A 15,321-nucleotide genomic window follows, 5' to 3' on the forward strand; every position below is an offset into this window, starting at 1 on the left:
CCTTCGTTGGCGCGCCTCGTCGCGAGCCGCTGCGTCACGCCCTTGACACGAGGGAGACCGCCGCCGGTACGTTCGGACTCATGGCGCCCCCGTTCATCTTCGAGCGACCGGACGGCACCCAACGAACCCTCTGTGGCTACCACGCACCGACGCCAGGAGGTGGGGCGGCAAGAAGCTCGGCTCCCCGCGGGTCGCCGCGAGCAGGCTCCCTCCGCAGGTCGACCTGCGGGAGAAAATGACCGCCGTGGAGAACCAGGCCGGCACGAACAGCTGCGTCGCCAACGCCAGACGACGAAGACGACGAAGACGACGAAGACGACGAAGATGAAGCGGAGTAAATAGGATTAAATTCGGATAGTTATCCTCGCCGATCTCGCCTCGCGGTGTCGAACTGGGTCGGCGCGTCGACGCGCACCTCGCCCCCGGAGGCGAGGCGACCCACGTCGGGCGCGAGCACCTCGCCGTGGCCGCGGAGGGCCTCCTCGGCGACGCGTTGATACGTGCGGAGAGACGCCTCGTCCCAGAGCACGACGTCGACCTGGCGTAGCCGCGAGGCGCCGAGCGCGACGTGGTGGCGGAGCGCCGTCATCATGGCGCTCGCCGAGGCCTCCATGCTCACGCGCGCGGCGCCCGTACCGAGCGCGGCGACCGCGAGGTGCCCGTGCCCCAGCTCGTCGGCGAGGAGCAGCGCCCGCTGCGTGGCCCGGCCCACGCAAGACACCTCGTTCCAGGCGCTCACCGCGTGGAGCACGTGCCGCGCCGCGAGCGCGCCCGCGCCGGTGGCCACGCAGCTGCCGAGCGGGCGTTGCCCGAGGGCGAGCACCTCGGCCTCGATCGCGTCCCCCCCGGCTCGGCGGAGCGCGTCGGCGACCCCGCTCCTCATGCGCAGCGTGTCGTTCGCCGACGACACGAGCGCGTCCGCCTTGGTGTCCGCGAGATCGCCGACTCGCAGCGTGACGACGCACTCGTCGACGACGAGGGAAGTGGGGCCCAGCGCGCGCACCTGACCGCGCCGAGCCTTCGCGCGGAGGAGTCGCCCCAGCGTCGCGAAGTGGTCGAGTGGCTCGAGCGCCGCGTCGGTGCGCGCGCCCGGGTCCTTCTCGAGCATCCCGCCCACGACGTGCTGGAAATAGGCCTCCGCCGGGCTCTCCGCGCGCGGAAAGGGGGGCCGCAGCGCGGGATCGAGGATCTCGGCCGGCGTGAGAAATGGCGGCTGTCCGTAGCGAAGATCGAAGGCGGTCGCGCCCGCGCCCCACACGTCCACGAGGGCCGTGGGCTCCTCCCCGCGGAGCTGCTCGGGCGCCATGAAGCGAAGCGTCCCGCTCACCTCGCCCTGGGCCGGATCCCGCGCGATCGCCGCGATCCCGAAGTCCCCGAGGCGGAGGCCCGTGTGCGGAGACCCAAAGAGGTTCGACGGCTTCACGTCCCGATGAACCACCCCCGTCTGGTGGGCGGCGTGCAGCGCCTCGCACGCGGCATGCATCGCCTCGCACACCGCCCAGAGCGGCAGGCCCACGCCGAGCGCGTCGCGGCGGCGGCGATCGAGCTCGGCGAGATCGATCCCGTCGACATACTCCTCGACGAGGTACGGCCGGTGCTCGTGCACCCCCGCGTCGATGGCGCGCACCACGCGGGAGCTGGCGATGCGCGCCATGAGCTTCGCCTCGAGCAGCACCCTGGCCTCGCCCTTCGCGTCGGTCTCGAACTGGCGGCGCACGGTCTTCAGGACGACGGGGAGCGCGAGCAGGCGATGGCGCGCGAGCCACGCCTGGCCCATGCCCCCCTCGCCGAGCAGCCCCCAGACCTCGTAGTCGCGCACGCGCGCGCCGAGCCCCGCCTCTGAGCGCTCGCTCATCGGCCCCCTCCCTCGCGCCTCTTCGTTCATCACAGGAAGATACGCGCGCCGAGCGAGGAGAGGAGGCTCGTCGCGAGCGTCGCCGGGCAGACTTCTGTGGCCGAACGCGCGACATCCCAAGAGTTGAATGCGTGGTAAGGTGGACTTTGGAGGACTCATGCCAGCTCGCCCCTCGCTCCGCTCCGCGCTGCCCCTGCTCCTCGTGCCTACGCTCGCCTGGGCGTGCTCCACCGCGGTCGATCCTGCGCCCACCGACGGCGGCGCTCCCGACGCCACCACCGCCGCGGATGCGACGCCGACGACCACGGGGACCACCCCGCCGCCCCCGCCCGACAGCGGCCCGGTCAAGCCCGACTGCACCAAGGCGGCCGACTGCCCCTCGAAGGTGTGTGACATCCCGAAAGGCAAGTGCGTCGACGCGACCTGCAAGGACGGTGTCCGCAATGGCACGGAGACCGACACGGACTGCGGCGGCGGCGTGTGCGACCAGTGCGAGCCCCTGAAGAGCTGCGCGAACCCCAACGACTGCACGTCGGGCGTCTGCCGTGCCTTGCAGTGCAGAGCGCCCGCCTGCGACGACTCGGTGAAGAACGGCCCCGAGACCGACACGGACTGCGGCGGCCCGTGCGCCAAGTGCGGTATCGCGAAGCGGTGCAACGTCGCGGCCGACTGCGAGACCGACGTGTGCGTGGGCGGCCGCTGCGCGCGCCCGTTCTGCACCGACGGCGTCAAGAACAACGCCGAGACCGACGTGGACTGCGGCGGCGGCTCGTGTCCTCGCTGCTCCGACGCGAAGTCCTGCCTCACCCCCGCCGACTGCGCGAGCAACGTGTGCGCCGACAGGGGCGCCGGCCTCAAGTGCCAACCCCCGAGCTGCACCGACGGCATCAAGAACGGCACCGAGAGCGACGTCGACTGCGGCGGCGCCGGGTGCCCCGGGTGCGCCGTGGGGAAGGTGTGTCGCGCGGGCACCGACTGCGCGAGCCAGGGCTGCAACTACAAGGGCGTCTGCGCGCAGGGGCGGAGCTGCACGACCCGGTTCGGCGGCGACACCTGCGGTCTCGGGGGCGACGGGAGCGTCGGCCCAGAGGCGTGGGAAGACTGCTGCGCCAAGGCGACCATCGCGAGCGTCGACGGCCCCGTGAGGCTCGACAAGTACCAGGTCACCGCGGGGCGCATGCGGGTGTTCCTCGAGGCAGTCGGCTACAACGTGCGCGGCTTCGTCCAGGCGGCGCGCGCGGCGAACAAGGTCCCCGACAACCCGTCGCTGGCGGGTCGCAGCGTGCTCGACCCGGCGTGGGACGGCTACCTCCCCGTGAGCTGGAACGGCCAGGCCGTGCTCGGCGAGCTGTCGGGCTGCGCTCGCGACGACTACGCGGGCGGCTGCGTCCAGAACGTGATCCCGGGCGTATACACCGCCGCGTCGCGGCACGTGGGCGGCTTCCTCTTCCAGCAGACGACGACGCCGGGGGCGTGCATGATAAACCCCGCGGACCCGGGCTCGCACGCCTTCCGGTTCCCCGCGGCCGCGCAGGACGGCGCGCCGCCGGAGCACTCCCAAGACCTGTACGACACCAAGGCGATGCAGTGCGTCGACTATCTGCTCGCGCAGGCCTTCTGCGTGTGGGAAGGCGGCCGACTCGAGACCCTGAACGAGTGGCAAGTTGCCGTCGGCGGAGTGCCCTATCCGTGGAGCCACGCGGTCGCGATCGCGCCGCGCGCGCTCTCGCCAGGATTCGACTGGATGTGCCACTTCCCGTGGGTCACCGACGCCGCCCAGGGCGCCTGCAGCGCGCCCTGGCCCGCGACCCAGTCCACCGAGTACGCGGCATACCGCTCGACGTACGAGTATCCGAAGTTTGGCGCGGCCGACGCCATCGTCTACCTCTCCGCGCCGGGACGCACGCGCGGTCGTGGCCCCGAGGGCCACGCGGATCTCCTTGGGAACGTGTACGAGATCACCTCCGACCTCGCGGCGTTCAACGCGAGCCCGCTCTCCGCGCGCACGCGCTGGTCGGGCAACGGCTCGTGGGAGACCAACGCCTACTCGTACGCCGGCGGTCCGACGCTGAACCTCATGGAGAAGACCTCGCGCGCAGGCCTGCGCTGCGCGTTCCCCGGCCCGTAGCGGCCGTCGGGGACCGAGGTTGGTCGAGGCGAGCCCGCTCACCCACGCAGGGCGAGCGGGCGGCAGCGCCGCGTCCGGCGGGGCGAGGGCCTACTGCGGGAACACGCAGCGGAGCCCGAGCTTGCCGTACTTGTTCAGCAACATCGTGTTGCCGCCGCCGCTCCGGCTGTAGCCGTGGCCTTCCCACGAGCCGTTGCCCGACCAGCGGTGCCGCGCTTCGAACGGATCGTCGTCGTACGTGACGGTCGAGGTGAGCTCGAACACGTTGGCGCGCATGTCGGCGTGGCCCCCCGGACCTCGACCGCGTGTACGGCCGGGCGCGGAGATGAACGAGATGTAGTCAGTGCCGCTGAGGCGTGGGTACTCGTAGCTGTACTGGAACGCGGCGTACTCGATGCTCTCGGGGGCCGACCACGGGAGCTCACAGCCGGCCTGGTTGGCGTCGGTGATCCATGGGAAGCGGCACCCCCAGTACGTGGCGCTCCCTTGTCCACGGGGGATGGCGTCAGACCCTGGCGACCACGGGCTCGGGCCCGGCCCGCTCGCGACTTGCCACTCGGGGATGGTCTCGAGGCGACCGCCGTCCCACACGCAGAACGCCTGTCCTACGAGGTAGTCGATGCACTGCATGGACTTCGTGTCGTAGACCTCCTGCGACTGGCCAGGAGTCGGGCCGTCCTGCGCGCCGTCGGGGAAGCGGAAGGCGTGCGTCCCGGGCGACCCCACGAAGCAGCCTGTCGAAGTCTGGGCGTTGCGCTCGAAGATGAAGCCGCCGAGGTGGCGTGACACCGCCGTGAAAATGCCTCGGATCTCGGTGCCCGGTGCGCAGCCGCCCGAGTAGTCGCGCTGCGCACAGCCGGAGAGCTCCGTCGGCAGCGAGTTTCCGGCGAAGCTCACCGGGAGGTAGAGGTCCCACGCGGGCTCGAGCACGGTGCGACCCGGCACCCCCGGGAGCACCGGGATCTTGTTCGCGGCGCGCGCCTGCTGGACGAAGGCGCGCACATTGTAGCCGATCGCCTCGAGGAACACGCGCATGCGCCCGGCGGTGACCTGGTACCGATCGAACAGCACGGTCTGTCCGGCCGAGACGAGCGGCGTCTTCGTGCAGCAGTCTTCCCACGCCTCCGGGCCCACGCTGCCGGCGCCGCCGAACCCGCAGGTGTCGCCGCCGTACCGGGCCGTGCAGCTCCGCCCCGCCGAGCACACCTTCTTGTAGTTGCAGCCCTGGCTCGCGCAGTCGGTCCCCGTCGTGCACGCCTTCCCCGAGACGCACGCAGGGCAGGTCCCGCCGCCGCAGTCGACGTCGCTCTCCGCGCCGTTCTTGATGCCGTCGGTGCAGCTCGGAGGCTGGCACTTGAGGCCCAATCCGACGTCCTTGCACGAGCCGCTCGCGCAGTCGCCCGCGCCGAGGCAGTCCTTCGTGTCAGCGCACCGCGGGCACCCCGGTCCGCCGCAGTCGACGTCGGTCTCGGTGCCATTCTTCACTCGGTCGTCGCAGACGATGGCCGCGCAGCGTCCCCCGGAGCACACGTCGGTCACGCAGTCGGCGCGGACCAGGCAGCGCTTCCCCGCGGCGCACTTCCCGCACGCGCCACCGCCGCAGTCCGCGTCCGTCTCCGTGCCGTTCTTCACCGCGTCGTCGCACGCGGGGGCCCGGCATTGGTACCCGCGGCACACGCCCGAGGCGCAGTCGCCGGGGCTCGCGCAGGCCTTCTGGATGTCGCACTTCTCGCAGGAGGCGCCGCCGCAGTCGACGTCGGTCTCGTCGCCGTTGCGAGCGCCGTCGGAGCACGAGGGCTCGAGGCACTTGCCCGAGGCTGCGTCGCACACCTTCGAGGGGCAGTCCTCGGCGACCTTGCACCCGCCAACGGGGGGCGGCGGCGTCGCGTCCGACGCGGTGGGGCTCGCGTCGGTGGGCGGCGGAGCGCTCCTGTCGGCGGCGGCGCCCGCGTCGGATGTTGGCGGCGCGGGTTCGCTCGTCGTGGAGCAGGCCACGAAGCCGGAGGACGCGATGAGAACCGTGAGCAGGCCGCCCAGCGTGCGCGAAGTCATGAATACCTCCAACGGTTTAGAGTAGCAGCAAAGGCCTCTCGCTCCACCTACCGATTGGCGTCAAGAATGGTGCGTACAGTGTAGGACTCTTCAAGCTCCCGGATTTCGCGGTGGGGCGTTCGGCGTTTACCGCGTCACCATGCGGGCGCGCAGGCGAGTCGCGACGGCGCGTGAGCACGGGAAGGGCTCACCCGCGGCGAGACGCGCCACGAACCCGGGGGGCACGTCGGCCGCCCGGGCCAGCTCGGAGATCGCGCGGCCGCTCCGCGCGAGCCACCAGGCGACCTCGGCGACGAGCGCGTGGTAGTCCGGGTCGAGCACATCGGAGAGGGTCGCGAGCGTGTCGGTCGGCGAGGCGATCGGCACGCCGGGGTCCTCGGCGGCCGAGTCGGCGTCGGCGTCGGCGTCGAGCGCCTCGGGCACCGCGTCACCGAGCAAGAGGCGCAGGTCCTCCTCGGTGATGCCGCGGAGCGCGCGCGGCTCGTCGGAGATGATTGCGCTCGTGAGCGCGCGCTTCTTCGCCTTCAATGAGCCGATCTTCTCTTCGATGGTGCCGCGCGCGACGAGCCGTACCACCGTGACCGGCTGGTCTTGGCCGATGCGATAGGCCCGATCCGTGGCCTGGTCCTCGACGGCGGGGTTCCACCACGGATCGCAGTGGATCACGGTGTCTGCCGCGGTGAGGTTCAGCCCAGCGCCCCCCGCCTTCAGCGAGATCAGAAAGAGCGGCGAGGACCCCTCCTGGAAGCGGCGCACGACCTCGTCTCGCTTCACGGTCGCGCCGTCGAGGTACTCGTAGGCGATGCCCTCCTCGTCGAGATCGGCGCGCCAGAGCGTGAGGAGCGCCACGAACTGGGAGAAGACGAGGGCGCGCCTCCCGCTCTGCGACAGATCTCGCGCCAGCTCGAGGAAGGCCTCGCGCTTCGCGCTCGGTCGGTCCGAGAGGCGCGGGTCCACGAGCCGCGGGTCGCACGCCACCTGACGGAGCCGGGTGAGCGCCGTGAACACGCTGAGCGTGCTCGCGCGGAGCCCGCGGCGCTCGATGTCGCGGCGCACGCTCTCGCGGAGCGTGTGCGCGAGCGCGTCGTAGATGCGGCGGTCGGCCCGCGACAGCGACACGACGCGATCGATCTCGGTCTTCGGGGGCAGCTCCGGCAGCACGTCTCTCTTCGTGCGGCGGAGCAAGAACGGCCTCAGCAGGGCGCGGAGCTCGTCGCCGACCGCGCTCGACGGGTCCGTCGACAGGGGGCGCTCGTAGAGCCTGTCGAAGTCGCGGGCGCCGCCGAGGATGCCTGGGTTGGCGAACGACGCGAGCGACCACAGCTCGCGCAGCCGGTTCTCCATCGGCGTGCCGGTGAGGCAGAGGCGCAGGTCGGCGCGGAGCCTCCCCGCCGCGCGCGCCGCCTGGCTCTCCGCGCTCTTCACGTTCTGCGCTTCGTCCAGCACCACGGCCCGGAACGAGATCTTCTCGAGCGCCTCGACGTCGCGACGCAGGAGCGCGTAGGTCGTCACGAAGAGATCGTGCCCGGCGAGGACCTCGGGCGTGAGGTGCCCACGCGCGGCGCCGTGGTAGAGGCGCACGCGGAGCCCCGGCGTGAAGCGCTCGGCCTCGCGCACCCACCCGCCCGCCACGGAGGTGGGGCACACGACCAGCGACGGCCGCGGACCCGAGACCTCCTTCTCGCGCAGCAAGAAGGCGAGCGTCGTCACGGTCTTGCCGAGCCCCATGTCGTCGGCGAGGATCCCTCCCGCGCCGAGCGTGCGGAGGAACTGCAGCCACGCGAGGCCGAGGCGCTGGTACGGCCGCAGCGTGGCGACGAGGCCTGTGGGTAGCTCGGGCTCCGTGGCCACGGCGAGCGCGCGGAGGCGCTTGCGGAGGCGCCGCACGGCCGCGTCGACGCGGCCATCGTTCGCCTCGATCCAGCGGTCGATGCGGCCGAGCTGGTGGGGCGGGAGGAGGCCGGCGCCGCTCTCTCCGAGCACCTGCAGGGCCTCGCGAGAGAGCTCGCCCACCTCGGCCGAGATGCGGGCCAGCGTGCCGTCGTCCAGCACCACCCAGCCGCTGTTCGCGGCCAGCGCGTCGCGGACCCGCGAGAGCTCGACCTCGAGCTCTCCCGACGCCAGCTTCACGCGGGTGCCGAGCCAGCCGCCCTCGAGCACCACGTGCACCCTCGCGGCGACAGGCGCCCCGACGCGGACCCGCGCGAGGCGCGCGGACAGGGCGATCTCCACCGTCGGGTCGCGCAGCGCTCGCAGGGCGGGGAGCGTCGCGTGGAAGAACCGCACGGCGGCCTCCCCCGACGCCTCGAGCGTCGCCCCCTCGCCCGGCTCGTCGCCATCGCTCACCTCGAGGCCGACGGCGCCGAGGTGGGCCAGCGCGCGGCCCTCGAGCTGGAGATCGCGCCCGTCGTCGGGGAGCGGCGGCGCGGCTGCGCTCGCGCCGAGCGGCGGCGCGAGGACGACCTCGCCTCGCTCGTACAGCGCGACGAGGGTCGCGCGCACCGCCAAGGGCTCGCCCTCGACGCGGAGCAGGAAGCGCGGCACCTCGAGCGGTGGCAGCCCGAAGGCCTCCGGCGAAGGCAGCGAGACGCCGCGAGCGCGGGCGCCGTGAAAGAGCCGCAGCCCCACGTCGCGCAGCCTGCCGGGAGGAACCTCGAGGATCGGGGCGGCGACGAGCCGGCGCACGAGCTCGGGATCGACGTCGGGCTCGAGGGGGTAGATGGAGCCCGCCTGCGTCCACACGAACGGGAACGGGCCCGGGAAGAACGCGGCCTCGCCGAAGGGCACATCTGGCTCGCTCTCGCCCGTGGACCAAGCGGCCTCGACGCGCTCGGGCGCGCCGGCCTCGGCGGGCCACACGCGGAGGATCGGGCGTGTCCGCGTAGGGCGGAACGCGAGCCGCTCTTTGAAAGATGCATTGTACACCTGTCCGTGTTGGCGCATCGCCTCCAGCGCGAGCGACGCCTCGACGCCCGACGCGACGGCCGCTTTGCGCGCGCCCCCCCGATCGCGGAGGTGCTCGAGGACGCGGCGATCGCGGAGCGAGAAGTCGGCGAGGCGTACGATCTCACGCGGCGGCAAGAGCCGCTTGTCGCCGCGTGGACGCGCGAACACGGCGAGCACGGCGCCAGCGACGTCCCCCGAGGCGCGGCGGGCGCCGTAGTCGCGGCCCACGGGCGCCTCGCCTCGCGGCGCGGGCGCGGCGGCGAGCACGATGGGCCTCGGCGGCGTGTGCGCGCCGAGCCACTCGGCGAGCGCCCCGTCGAACGCGCGCTCCACCCGGAGGGCTCGCCTTCGCGCGGGCGCCCCCGCGATCGCCCGCGCGGCCTCGTCGGGGTCGTCGTCGAGGAGGGCCTGTCGCAGCTCCGCCGAGCCCGCGAGGTCCACGGCCAACACCCCCATGTGCGCGCACGGCCCAAACATCGGGGTGCAGCGCGAGCACGCGCCCATGAGCGCGCGCTCGCGCTCGTCGCCGGGGGTGAGGCGCAGCGACACCCGGGCCGGCTCGGGGTCGACCTCGAGCGTCGCCTCCACGAGGTCACCACTCCCTCGCGTCGGCGCCTCGCGGTAGGTGGCCGCGCTCGCGAGCGCGAGCTCGAGGGCCCGCGCGCTGAGCAAGCGCCGCAGGAGGTGCCCCTCGAACGACGCGAGCCAGTGCTCCGTGGGCGCCGTCACTCGCTCCCTTCCCGCGAGCCCCACACGCGAGCTCGGCTCGGGAAAGGCTGCCCCCGAGGCGGCCTGCGTGAAGCCGTGACCATCGCGCGTTGCGCCCACATCGAGGCCGAGATCACTAGCATGGCGCGCCGAGCCGAGACGAGCGCCTGCGCACAAGCGCCGTGCATGTCGCAAAGCCTCCGACAGGCGCCCCCAAAAGGGCTCCCACGGTGATCGCTTCCGGCGCCACCGGGACACGGTGACGGACGGATGATGTCGACTTGGTCTTGGCGGGCGCCCCTGCTCGCGCTCGCGCTGCTCGCGGCGACGTCGTGCGGCGGCCACCGCGGCGGGCGCGAGCATCATCGCGCCTCGGCGGTCCCCCAGGAGAGCTACGTCGCGTTGATCGGGCGCCTCGACGCCCTGGCGGCCTCCGCGCCCGAGCGGCTCTCCGTGACCCGGTACGGGGTGAGCTCCGAGGGCCGAGACCTCGTGCTCGCCACCCTCGGCAGGACGCCCACCTCCGGCGCCCCGCGGCCGGCGATCGTGCTCACCCAGGTCGTGCATGGCGACGAGTACATCGGCGTCGTCGATCGCCTCCCGGCCGAGCTCCTGCGCGCCCCGCGCGAGTACCCGAACATCGCCTCGCTGATCGATCGCGGCGGCCTCCTCCTGCTGCTCCCCGTGGTGAACCCCGACGGGTACGAGGCCGTCCGGCGCGAGAACGCGGCGGGCGCCGACCTGAACCGCGACTTCGACGTGCGGAGGTACGCCGATCGACTCGCGGCGGCCGAGCGCGGCGTCGTCTCGTACAGCGGGGAGCAGCGCTCCGTGCTCGCGGCCTACGTCGCCGCGCCGAAGGCGACGCAGCCCGAGTCGCGCGCCCTGGTCGAGGGTCTGTCGAGGGCGATCCGAGCGGCGAACGTGCGGGTGAAGATCTTCATCGACTACCACTGTTGCCAGGAAGACACGCGCGGCGCGCTGCTCCACTCGTGGGGCGACACCGTGACCCTCCGCGACGGCACGCTCGCGCCCGCGCACGTGGAGCGCTACTCCCGCGCGTCGACGAAGTTCGCGCGGGCGTTCCCGGAGGGCCTCTTCGGCTCGGGCGTCGAGACCATCGGATACATGACGTTCGGGACGCTCGACGAGTGGGCCTACGAGTCGTTCTCGCAGGACGGGGCGCTCGCGTTCACCTACGAGGGCCAAGGCCGGCGGGAGGACCGGCAGCTCAGCCACCACGCGCGGTTCCTCGACGCGCTCGCGGGCGAGGTCGAGCTCGCGAGCCCGTAGGCGCGTGTTCCGTTAGGCGCCGCGCGGCGCGCCCACGTCAGCGTTCGACGGCGTCCGCGGGGCCGAGCGCGCCGACGAAGTGATCGAGGTCGAAGCGGGTCTCGGCGCCCTCCGCGGCGAGCCAGTCGCCGAGCGCCTCGTCGTCCTCGATCACGAGCTGCAGCTCGTCGACCGTCGCGTGCATTCTGCAGGCATCGAGGAGCGCAGAGCCGAGGGTCGACTCGGTGACCCGGAAGGGGAACGCGCCCGGAAAGCTGGGATCGAAGCACGCCACGCCGACGATCGCGGGCGTCGCGCGCGCGGGCTCGGGGCGGAGCAGCGCGACCATCACGCGGCCGCGCTCGCGCGCGGAGGTGAGCTGCCCGCGCGGGAGCTTGAAGCGGTCCTCGGCCTCGGCGTCGCGCCCGGCGTCGAGGAGCCCTCCCACCACGCCTTCGCGTGGGTTACCCGGGATGGCGGTGAGGGAGAAGCGCATCACGCGAGAGCGGTACGCGGGCGCGAGGCCCTCGTCGCGGTAGAGGGCGATCGCGGGGTGGTTGTCGGGCTTCACGTTGAGGCGCACGCTCGCGCAGCCGGCCTCGCGGAAGCGGCGCTTCGCGCTGCGGAAGAGCGCTCGCGCCACGCCTCTTCGTCTCGCCCACGGGGCGGTCGCCACGTGCCGCACGTACCCCGCGTCCGCGAGGACCTCGGCGTAGACGTACCCGGCCACGCGCCCGTCGAGCTCGGCGACCTGCGTGCCGCGAAGCAGCTCGGCCACGTAGCGCTCGCGTCCAGGCGGAGGCTCGCGGGTCTCGAGCTCGAGGAACAGCGCCGCGACGGCCTCGTGATCGGCCTCGCGCGCGTCGCGGACGACGAGGGACGTCACGCGCCCTCCGAGGTGGTCGCAGGGGCGGTAGCGGGGCGCCGCGTGTAGCGATACGCCCACGCCAAGAAGAGGAGCTGGAAGGGCAGCCTCCCGTACGCGACCGCCGCCGGGACGTGGAACGCGTCCGGGTCGAGGGCCATGCGGATGTTCGCGGGGAACACCGCGACGTAGAGGGCCATCAGGCCGAAGGCCGCCGCGCGTCGTGTCGCCGTGGGCAGGAGGCCGAGCCCGAGCCCGACCTCGCAGACCCCGCTGACGAGCACGAGCGGCAGCCTCACGCCCTCCGGGAACACCCTCGGCATGAGCTCGACGAACGGCTGCGGCGTGGCGAAATGCAAGACGCCGACGGCCGTCATCGCCGTGACGAGGAGGTAGCGGAGGCCCGGTTCCAGGCGCCGGTCGTCGGGCGGTGCAGCAGCCATCGCCCGAGCATGGCACCTCCGCATCCCCCGCGGCAACGCTGCCCGGTGACGCGCCGGTGGCCGCGAGGGAGGCCGCTTGACACGTGCTTACCATATGGTAGGCCGTGGCTGTCCCGATGGTCATCCCGACCCGCGGGCGCCGCCCACCGCAACCCCGAAAGCGCCGCCATGGCGAACTTCTTCACCGACAACGACGACCTGCGCTTCTACTTCGACCAGGGCGTGCCCTGGGCCGAGCTCGTCGAGCTCACCGAGTACGGGTTCCGGGCGCCTGACGGCTTCAAAGACGTGGAGGAGGCGAAGTCGTTCTACCGCGACGTGGCCGAGTCGTTCGGCGAGCTCGCCGCCGAGGTGGTCGCCCCGCGCGCCGCCAGGCTCGACGTGGAGCACTCGCACATCGTCGACGGCCAGGCGGAGGAGGCGCCCGCCCTCCGCGAGATCTCCGAGGCGATGCGCGCCGCGGAGCTCCACAAGCTGTGCGTGCCGCGCGAGCTCGGCGGCCTGAACGCCCCGCTCACCGTCTACATGATGGCGGGCGAGCTGCTCGCGCGCGCCGACGTGTCGATCATGACGCACTTCTCGTTCCACGGGGGCATGGCCCTCGCGGCGCTCGCCTTCTCGATCCGCGAGGGATCGACGACGTTCGACGTGCCGAGCGGTCGCATCGCGCGCACGCGGTTCGCGGAGATGATCCGCGAGATCGCGAGCGGCGAGGCCTGGGGCTGCATGGACATCACCGAGCCCAACGCCGGCAGCGACATGGCGCAGCTCCGCACCCGCGCGGAGCAAGACGCGGACGGCGCCTGGCGAGTCTCGGGGCAGAAGATCTTCATCACGTCGGGCCATGGGAAGTGGCACTTCGTCATCGCGCGCACGGAGGAGGCGAAGGACCCGAGCGATCCGTACGCGGGCCTCGCCGGCCTCAGCATGTTCCTCGTGAAGGCCTACGACACCCGGCCGGACGGCACGTGCGAGCGCTACGTCACGCTCGACCGCTTCGAGGAGAAGCTCGGCCACCACGGCTCGGTGACGGCGTCGTTGAGCTTCGACCGGGTGCCGGCCGAGCTCATCGGCAAGCGCGGCGAGGGCTTCCGCGCGATGCTCCTGCTCATGAACAACGCCCGCGTGGGCGTCGCGTTCGAGAGCATCGGCCTCGCTGAGGCCGCGTACCGCGCCGCGCGCGACTACGCCGAGGTGCGCACGTCGATGGGCAAGCCGATCGCGCGCCACGAGATGATCGCCGACATGCTCGAGGAGATGGAGCTCGACATCATCGCCCTCCGCGCCCTCGCCGTGCGCTCCGCGTACCACGAGGAGTGCGCCCAGAAGCTCGGCATCTTCCAGGGGTTCTTCACCGAGGCCTCGCCCGAGGAGCGCGCGCGGGTCTCGCGCGAGCTGCCCCGCCACCAGCGCATGTCGCGGCGCTACACGCCGCTGCTCAAGTACCTCGCGAGCGAGAAGGCCGTCGAGATCGCGCGGCGCGCCGTGCAGATCCACGGTGGCTCCGGCTATACGCGCGACTACCCGGTCGAGAAGCTCCTCCGCGACGCCCTCGTGCTGCCGATCTACGAGGGGACGAGCCAGATCCAGTCGCTCATGGCGATGAAAGACACGCTCATGGGCGTCATCGCCCGCCCGCAGGCCTTCGTGCGTCGCATGGCGGACGCGCGCGTCCGCTCGCTGTCCTCGCGCGATCCGCTCGACCGGGCGCTCGGGCGGCTCTCCCTCCAGGCCGCGCTCGCCACGCAGCACCTCCTCCGAAAGACCGCCGAGGGCAAGCTCCGATCGCTGTCCGGCAAGCCCCTCACGTCGTGGCCCAAGGCGTTCGCGAAGGACTGGAACCCCAAGAAGGACTTCGCCTACGCGATGCTCCACGCCGAGCGCCTCACGCGGCTGCTCGCCGACGAGGCGATCGCCGAGCTGCTCGTCGAACAGGCCAAGGCCCACCCCGAGCGCCGCGTTTGGGCGGAGCGGTGGCTCGAGCGGGCCGAGCCCCGCGGGCGCGCCCTCTACGACGCCATCACGACCACGGGCGATCGGCTGCTGCAGCGCCTCGCCGAGGAGGGGCGCACGACCTCGCCGAGCGTCGCCGCGGCGGAGGAGTGAGCGCGGTGGCATCCCCTCTGCTGCTCGCGCATCAAGGACGCACCCTCGCGGCGCTTGGTCGCGCTGCGCTCTCCAGCGTGGCGCCCAGGCGGCCTTCCGACACCACCCGCGCCGCGAGCCCACGCGCCACTCCAGGGGCTTGGGTGGAGGACCGCGCGCCCGCTCCGCCACCCGCGCTCGTGAGCGCGTTCGTGAGGGGCGCAGGCGGCGACCCCGCGCACTACCGGAACGTCCTCCCGCCGCACCTCTACCCGCAGTGGACCTTCCCGGTCGCGTCGCGCCTCTTCGCGGGCACGCCCTATCCGCTCGCCCGCGTGTTGAACGCGGGGACGACCATGCTCCAGCACGCGCCGCTGCCTTCGGGCGAACCCCTCGTGCTTCGCGCCAGGCTCGAGTCGGTCGACGACGACGGCGCGCGCGCGCGGCTCACGGTGCGCGTCGTGACCGGGACGCGGTCGTCCCCCGACACGGTCACGTCGCTCATCTCGGCGTACGTGCCGCTCTCCTCGGCGCCTCGGGGAAAGCCCGCCCGCCCGCGACCCACAGTTCCGCTCGACGCTCACGAGCTCGCCTTTCGCCGCTTCGGGCGCACGGCGGGCCGCGATTTTGCGTGGATCACGGGAGACGTGAACCCCATCCACTGGAGCCCGATGGTCGCGCGCGCCGCCGGCTTCAAGACGTGTATTTTGCATGGGTTTGCCACCTTCGCTGCTTCGGTGGAGGCCGTGGTGCGCGCGCGCCTCTCGGGCGACGTGTCGCGCCTCGCCCAGGTCTCCGCCCGCTTCGTGCGGCCGCTGCCGCTGCCTCGCTCGGTCGGCGTGTACGTCACGCCGGGCGGTCGTCTCCTGCTCGGCGACGCGCCGGGCGGTGACGTCTATCTCGACGGCGAGCTCACGCTCACCTGACGGCCGTCCGCACCTCGCCCATCAATCCCTCACCGAAGAAC

The 15,321-nt window shown here is 72.6% G+C and carries 9 protein-coding genes; 4 read left to right on the forward strand and 5 right to left on the reverse strand.

What is annotated here, in order from left to right:
* Nucleotides 1–358 precede the first annotated feature (358 nt).
* Nucleotides 359–1,855, reverse strand: a complete 1,497-nt coding sequence (locus tag IPQ09_13630; protein ID MBL0195247.1) for a serine/threonine-protein kinase — start codon at nucleotides 1,853–1,855, stop codon at nucleotides 359–361.
* Between the two features lie 157 nt (nucleotides 1,856–2,012).
* Here IPQ09_13630 and IPQ09_13635 point away from each other — a divergent pair, with 157 nt between their 5' ends.
* Entirely contained in the window at nucleotides 2,013–3,983 is a 1,971-nt protein-coding gene (locus tag IPQ09_13635) for an SUMF1/EgtB/PvdO family nonheme iron enzyme (GenBank protein MBL0195248.1), read from the forward strand.
* A 90-nt stretch (nucleotides 3,984–4,073) separates the two neighbouring features.
* On the opposite strand, the gene IPQ09_13640 is transcribed toward IPQ09_13635, so the two are convergent.
* Both IPQ09_13640 and IPQ09_13645 read right to left on the reverse strand, forming a co-directional pair.
* A complete protein-coding gene (locus IPQ09_13640) occupies nucleotides 4,074–6,035 on the reverse strand; it encodes a hypothetical protein (GenBank protein ID MBL0195249.1) in 1,962 nt (653 codons plus the stop codon).
* A gap of 126 nt (nucleotides 6,036–6,161) precedes the next feature.
* Nucleotides 6,162–9,710: a DEAD/DEAH box helicase gene (locus IPQ09_13645; protein ID MBL0195250.1), complete on the reverse strand. Its 3,549-nt coding sequence runs from the start codon at nucleotides 9,708–9,710 to the stop codon at nucleotides 6,162–6,164.
* Nucleotides 9,711–9,959: 249 nt separating this feature from the next.
* Between IPQ09_13645 and IPQ09_13650 the strand changes: the two genes are divergently transcribed.
* Complete coding sequence (locus IPQ09_13650) at nucleotides 9,960–10,982, forward strand: hypothetical protein (protein MBL0195251.1); 1,023 nt, start codon at nucleotides 9,960–9,962, stop codon at nucleotides 10,980–10,982.
* Nucleotides 10,983–11,019: 37 nt separating this feature from the next.
* Here IPQ09_13650 and IPQ09_13655 read toward each other — a convergent pair whose 3' ends face one another.
* The gene (locus IPQ09_13655; protein ID MBL0195252.1) at nucleotides 11,020–11,847 is read right to left on the reverse strand and encodes a GNAT family N-acetyltransferase; all 828 of its coding nucleotides are present in this window, start codon (nucleotides 11,845–11,847) and stop codon (nucleotides 11,020–11,022) included.
* A complete protein-coding gene (locus tag IPQ09_13660; GenBank protein MBL0195253.1) occupies nucleotides 11,844–12,203 on the reverse strand; it encodes a DoxX family protein in 360 nt (119 codons plus the stop codon). Before IPQ09_13660 ends, IPQ09_13655 begins: the two co-directional genes overlap by 4 nt.
* Before the next feature lie 234 nt (nucleotides 12,204–12,437).
* Between IPQ09_13660 and IPQ09_13665 the strand changes: the two genes are divergently transcribed.
* Nucleotides 12,438–14,375 (forward strand): acyl-CoA dehydrogenase family protein, encoded by a 1,938-nt coding sequence (locus tag IPQ09_13665; GenBank protein MBL0195254.1) that lies wholly within the window; start codon nucleotides 12,438–12,440, stop codon nucleotides 14,373–14,375.
* 5 nt (nucleotides 14,376–14,380) lie between these two features.
* The gene (locus tag IPQ09_13670; GenBank protein ID MBL0195255.1) at nucleotides 14,381–15,280 is read left to right on the forward strand and encodes a hypothetical protein; all 900 of its coding nucleotides are present in this window, start codon (nucleotides 14,381–14,383) and stop codon (nucleotides 15,278–15,280) included.
* The last annotated feature ends 41 nt before the right edge of the window (nucleotides 15,281–15,321 follow it).

The organism is Myxococcales bacterium (genome assembly GCA_016720545.1).
Taxonomy (GTDB): Bacteria; Myxococcota_A; Polyangia; order Polyangiales; family Polyangiaceae; genus JAAFHV01.